The organism is Pedobacter frigidisoli (assembly GCF_032678525.1).
GTDB classification, from domain to species: domain Bacteria; phylum Bacteroidota; class Bacteroidia; order Sphingobacteriales; family Sphingobacteriaceae; genus Pedobacter; species Pedobacter frigidisoli_A.
The window spans coordinates 1,168,272-1,174,271 of the sequence record NZ_JAVTSE010000001.1 but is presented as its reverse complement, the minus strand read 5'-3'; the positions used below and the strand labels follow the sequence as shown (position 1 = coordinate 1,174,271).

Below are 6,000 nucleotides of genomic sequence, written 5' to 3'. Positions count from 1 at the left end.
TTTTAGCGTTAGTTACTGACCCGTCAGCTATTTTAGTAGTAGTTACTGCACCATCTTTAATTTTATCTGTGGTGATTGCATCAGCACCAACTTTAGCGTTAGTTACCGCACCATCAGTTAATTTAGCTGTAGAGATACCACCATCAGCAACCTTCAGTTTTGAGTTTACCAGTGTTGCACCAGCTCCATCGGTTACTGCGATAGAACCATCTTCAGCGGTTAAATCTTTACCTGTTATATTAGTAGAAGATAAGGTTTGATATACAATCGTTCCGTCTGCCTGAACTACACCTACTTTATCTTTATCTGCAGGCTTTGCGATTAACTTATCAGCTGTAACTGTTTTATCAGCAATTTTATCTCCGGTTACGGCTTTATCTCCAAGATCAGCAGTTTTAACTTCGCCGTCTTTAATTTTATCTGTAGTGATTGCGTCAGCACCAACTTTAGCATTGGTCACTGCGCCGTCAGCAAGTTTAGCAGTAGCTACTGCACCATTTTTAATATCGATACTTACATCTTTTAATAGGGAAGTTGTTCCGTTTACAGAGATGGTTAAATCATTTGATGATAAGGCCTTTCCGGTAGAAATTGCCGACGCATCAACTGAAAGTGCCCCTGTTCCGTCTACCGCCAAACCAGCGCCTGGCTTAACTGCACCGGTTGTCGTTGCCGTAGCATTATTTACATTTACTTGGTAATCGGTAACATTTCCTGTTGTTGTGCCGTTAGCGGTGGTATTGCTACCATTAGACAATGTCGTGGTTTTCTGTGTAGCGACAACTGCAGTTGAAATATCCAGTGGTGTACTAGCTACGCCATTAATAGTACTGATCAGTTTATTGCCGGCATCTAAACTCGTTACATTGGTATTGATTATGTTTACTGCAGCGCCGGTTGTACCATTTACTGTCGTAGCAATGGTGTTTCCTGTTGAAGCATTACTAACTGAAGTTGCAGCTGATTTATCAACCCACTCTGTAGCTGTTCCAGCAGCATTGGTCACCAACATCTGGTTTGCTGTGCCTGTGGTGATCTGGTTAGTGGTTACTTTACCTCCAATATTAGATAAGGTTAGGTTTGCTTCATTAACATCGACCGAGAAGGCTTTTAACACAGCTGCTGTTGGGGTTCCTCCTAACGTTACTTTATTGCTGCCTGCGGTTACATTCTCACCCGTAATCGATCCAATTGGGATAGCATTGGAATAAGTTACAGCACCTGTTGCATCAGCAATGGCCAAACGACCTGCTGTTCCTGTTCCCGCATCTAGTTTTGCTGCAGTAATGTTTTTATCTGCAACATCAGCAGTTTTAACTTCACCGTCTTTAATTTTATCTGTAGTGATTGCATCAGCACCAACTTTAGCGTTAGTTACTGCACCCTCAGCAAGTTTAGCAGTAGAGATACCACCATCAGAAACCTTCAGTTTTGCATGTACAAGAGTTGCACCGGCTCCATCGGTTACTGCGATTGAACCATCTTCTGCAGTTAAATCTTTGCCAGATATGTTGGAGGAAGACAAAATCTGATAAACAATTGTTCCATCAGCCTGTACAACACCAACCTTTCCTTTATCAGTAGGGTTTGCGACAAGTTTGTCGGCACTAATGGCCTTAACTGCAACCTGATCACCCGTAACCGCGCTTTTGGCTATTTTATCCGTAGTAACAGACTCATTAGCTAACTTAATAGAAGTAATGGCACCATTCTTAACCTCAACTTTATAATTAGTATTATTCAGAACAGCGTTTGAAGTTACTTCAGTTGTTTCACTATTGGATAGTGAAGTTGTTAACTGATTTTTAGTGACCAGTTTAGCTATATCAATCGTATTAACAATTTTATTTTCATCTGAGTATGTTAAGGTATTCTTAACTACGTCGTAAACTAAACTGGTAACTGTTTCTTCTTTATCAATTAAATTTTTAATTGTGGTGTAAAGTGCCCCTTCGTTAACGATGTTGGTATTCACATCACCTATTACATTTACATTTACCTTATCATTTTTTTCATTGGTGTAGGTATATGTACCATCTGTATTTTTAATCAGGGTTGTTACCGTTTCTCCTCCCTTTACTATTTGTGAAAGATTGATTACCTGAGTTGTGCCGCTCTTATCTATATAAGTCAGAGTTGTACCATCGAACAGTACATTTCCGGCGGTATTTCTCACGATGTTTTCGATGATTTGTTTTACAGATGATGTATTTGCAATGGTTTGAAAATTGTTAATTACATCTGCAGGAACATTGATAGTTGTTTTGGCACCGTCCTCTGCAGTATAAACATAGGTTCCGTTTTCTTGTTTAACTAGCGATGTTAAGGTTTCATTTTTCTTTACCACATCACGGAGATCAACCAGCACAGAAGCGTTGCTTGAGGGATCAACAAAACTTAAAGTATAATTTGTAGGGTTATAAGATAGGTTTGTTGCCTGACCCTGACGGGCGAGTATCCATTTGGTTCCATCGTTGTAATAGATTCCAGGTATTACATCTGATACAGTTTGGGTATTGTAAACCATCATACCTGCAATATGTGCAGACAGTGGTGAGGCATCCCTGGAATCCTTAAGTGCTACTCTCGAGAACAGTAATCCTTTGTTTGTGCTTTCTAACTCAAGAATGGCGTCCTTATTGGGCAAATTACCATAAGTAACTGTGCCATCTTTCATTTTTTGTTGAGCCAGGGCTCCGAAAACACTTAATACAAGAACGAAACTGAGAGATAGTTGTTTTTTCATTTAAATTGTGATATAATGAGCATCAATTTCCAGTAGTTGAATACCCTTAAAGAATCGTCTGTTAAGTTTTTCTAAACCGCATTTGGTTTGAAGAGAACCTACACATCAAATAACAAGCTTATATCGAATCAGTTAACAACCACAGGTTAGAGAACGTTTCGGGTTCAGCGTTTTTAGATAGACGACTTCTTTAAGCTAAGCTCACTTCCTGATTCTAGAAAAAATTTCGAATCCGGGGACAAAAATGATACTTAAAGCTTTAAATACTGTATTATCAATACTACAAAGTAACTAAAAAACAACCTTACAATTTGTCATTGTAATTCAACTAAAGGTATATGAGTGAGATTATTTGATAATAATCAACAACATTTCTTTAACAAGTAGTATTAATAATACAAAATTAGGTCAAAAAAATAAATTTTGCCAAAACAATAGAGCCCTTTTTTTGTTGAGTTGAACTTACATACCCAAAAGGTATGATTCAAATTTATAGTTTAGCCCTGACGCGACTGAGAGTTTCGAGCCGAACGGCTAAGAATGATGCAATGTATTTGAGAGACACTCTGTTGATCAAATCGGGGAATGAAGCGAGAAATCGTTTGTATCTTTTCTCTGCCGATGAAATGCGGCATAAATATGCCCTTTCTTCAGCAGATCTATAGTATAGTTCCATCATTTTACGACCAACGATATTTGCTTCAGGGAAGTTTTCATACAAGTATTCTGAAAGCACATGTGGAATTGCAATTAAATCTACATCTTCAAGTGCCTGAAGGTATTCTTCTGAATCACCATCGATCCATAAATTGCGGATGGTTCCTACAACCTCATTCTCCTTTGCGATCCAGGTGGTAATTTCGGTTTTACCATCTTTAATAAACCCCCTAACTATTCCTTTGACAATTAGGAACAGATACTTGTTATGATCTACGGGTGATACCAGAAATTTACTTTTTTTATAACTGATTGGAAAGGTATGCTGATTAATTCGCTGTTCGATTTCATCGTTTAGGGGATGAAAGTTTTTAAATACAGCTATTAGTGGCGAGGAATTATTGTATTTCCTCCACCTGTCTTCATCAGGTAAATTAACTGCAATCATGTAGGTTTAGCTAAGCGATAGACACAAATTACATCAAATGTAAAATCAGTATGTAATGATAGGAAGTTTAAAAGAAAAAAAGAAGGTTTTTTATGTTATTTTCCAGCGCTGAAACAACATTATAAAACTTTCTCTACACCCAGACCAAACAATGCAAAATCATATTTAACAGGATCCAACTCATCAAATTGTTTAAGCTGTGTAGTTAATTCCACAGCGGTTAACCAATCGGTCTGCTTTCGGGTAATCAAACCGAGTAATCTGCCTACCCGATCAACGTGAACATCGCAAGGACACACCAGGTCCTTTGGTTGAATCTTATTCCAGAGGCCAAAATCCACCCCATGGTCATCTTTCCTTACCATCCATCGTAAAAACATATTCAGACGTTTGCAGGTTGATTTTTGCATGGGAGAAGAGATGTGTTTTCTGGTGCGATGAGGAAAATCTTCAAGCGAGAAAAAATAGCTTCTAAAATGATTTAATGCATCTTCAATACTAAACGCGCCATTTAATGGGATGAATGCCTGCTCAAATGTGTCAAAGTTGCTGTAGTGCATTTTGAAAAATGAGACAAAATAAAGAAGATCAGTGTCGTTAAATGTTCGGTGTTTGAAATGGAGAAGGCGTTTTAACTCGCCATCTGTATGATTCAACACAAAATCGTAAGGCGCATTATCCATACGATTTAATAACTCCTTACATTTATTGATGATTGTTTTACGCTGTCCCCAGGCGAGTACCGCAGCAAAAAATGCAGAAATTTCGATATCCTGTTTTTGCTGAAAAAGATGAGGAATGCAAACCGGATCATTTGCAATGAAATCTGGAGTATTGTATTGTTCTACCTTTCTATCAAGAAAATTCCTGAGTTCGAGAAATTCCATCTTGCTTGTAAATAAAATAAAAATAGCAGCTATTGCTGCTATTTAAAGTTGTTAAAATTGGTCAGGCAATTTGTAATTTACCTGACCGTTCTCATTATGAAAGTGCTTGTTCCAGATCCTCCAAAAGATCATCAATATCCTCTACGCCAACACTTAATCGAAGTAAGTTATCCGTAACACCTACTTTCTCTCTTTCTTCCTTTGGAATAGATCCATGAGTCATCGTTGCCGGATGGTTGATTAATGATTCCACCCCTCCCAACGACTCTGCCAGGGTGAATACTTTGAAGTTAGATGATATTCTGAAAGTTTCGGCAAGATCTGCACCCTTCAACGTAATGGAAATCATGCCTCCAAAGCCCCGCATTTGTTTCTTGGCAATGTCATGGTTCGGATGGTCTTCAAAACCAGGCCAGTAAATTTTGTCTACTTTAGGATGGGTTTTTAGGTAATGCGCGATGCGCTCTCCGTTTTCGCAGTGTGCCTTCATGCGCAAGTGCAGCGTTTTAATCCCTCTTAGCACGAGAAATGAATCCTGAGGACCCGGTGTAGCGCCACATGCATTATAGATAAACCAAAGTTCTTTATACAATTGCTCATCATTAGTGATCAGTGCACCCATCACCACATCAGAGTGCCCGCCAATATATTTCGTTACTGAGTGCATCACAATGTCAGCACCTAAGTCTATGGGGTTTTGCAAGTAAGGGGAGGCAAATGTATTGTCAACTGTTAGAATGAGGCCTTTTTCTTTGGTAATTTTAGCTACACCTTCAATGTCAATGATCTGCATGGTTGGATTGGTAGGTGTTTCGATCCACACCAACTTTGTTTTTTCATTGATATAGGGTAACATGTTTTCTGGCTTAGATAGATCCAGAAAATGGAATTTGATACCGTATTTCGTGAAAATTTTGGTAAAGATGCGATAGGAACCTCCGTAAAGATCATTGCCGGTGATTACCTCATCTCCCGGTTGAAGAAGTTTTAAAACGGCATCTGTAGCCCCCATTCCACTTGAAAAAGCTAAACCATAGCTGGCATTTTCTAATGCGGCCAAACAATCTTCAAGTGCTTTGCGCGTTGGATTCGTTCCCCTTGAATATTCATATCCCTTGTTATCGCCAGGAGATTTTTGCCAGTATGTGGAAGTTTGATATATGGGTGTCATCACCGCACCCGTTGTTGGATCGGGTTCCTGACCAGCATGTATTGCTTTTGTTGCGAATTTCATTTATTTATATTTTGAGGTGAGACGGGAG

4 protein-coding genes are annotated in these 6,000 nt (G+C 38.8%); all 4 read right to left on the bottom strand.

Features of this window, described 5'->3' with window-relative positions; genetic code table 11:
- Positions 1-2,746 (bottom strand): hypothetical protein (locus R2Q80_RS04940; RefSeq protein ID WP_316798521.1); only part of this gene is annotated, 2,746 nt, incomplete at its 3' end.
- Positions 2,747-3,236: 490 nt separating this feature from the next.
- Positions 3,237-3,851, bottom strand: coding sequence for a Crp/Fnr family transcriptional regulator (locus R2Q80_RS04935; RefSeq protein ID WP_316798520.1), 615 nt, complete (start codon positions 3,849-3,851; stop codon positions 3,237-3,239).
- A 119-nt stretch (positions 3,852-3,970) separates the two neighbouring features.
- Entirely contained in the window at positions 3,971-4,738 is a 768-nt protein-coding gene (locus R2Q80_RS04930; protein ID WP_316798519.1) for a TIGR02757 family protein, read from the bottom strand.
- 94 nt (positions 4,739-4,832) lie between these two features.
- A complete protein-coding gene (locus tag R2Q80_RS04925; protein ID WP_316798518.1) occupies positions 4,833-5,972 on the bottom strand; it encodes a cystathionine gamma-synthase in 1,140 nt (379 codons plus the stop codon).
- Between the last annotated feature and the right edge of the window lie 28 nt (positions 5,973-6,000).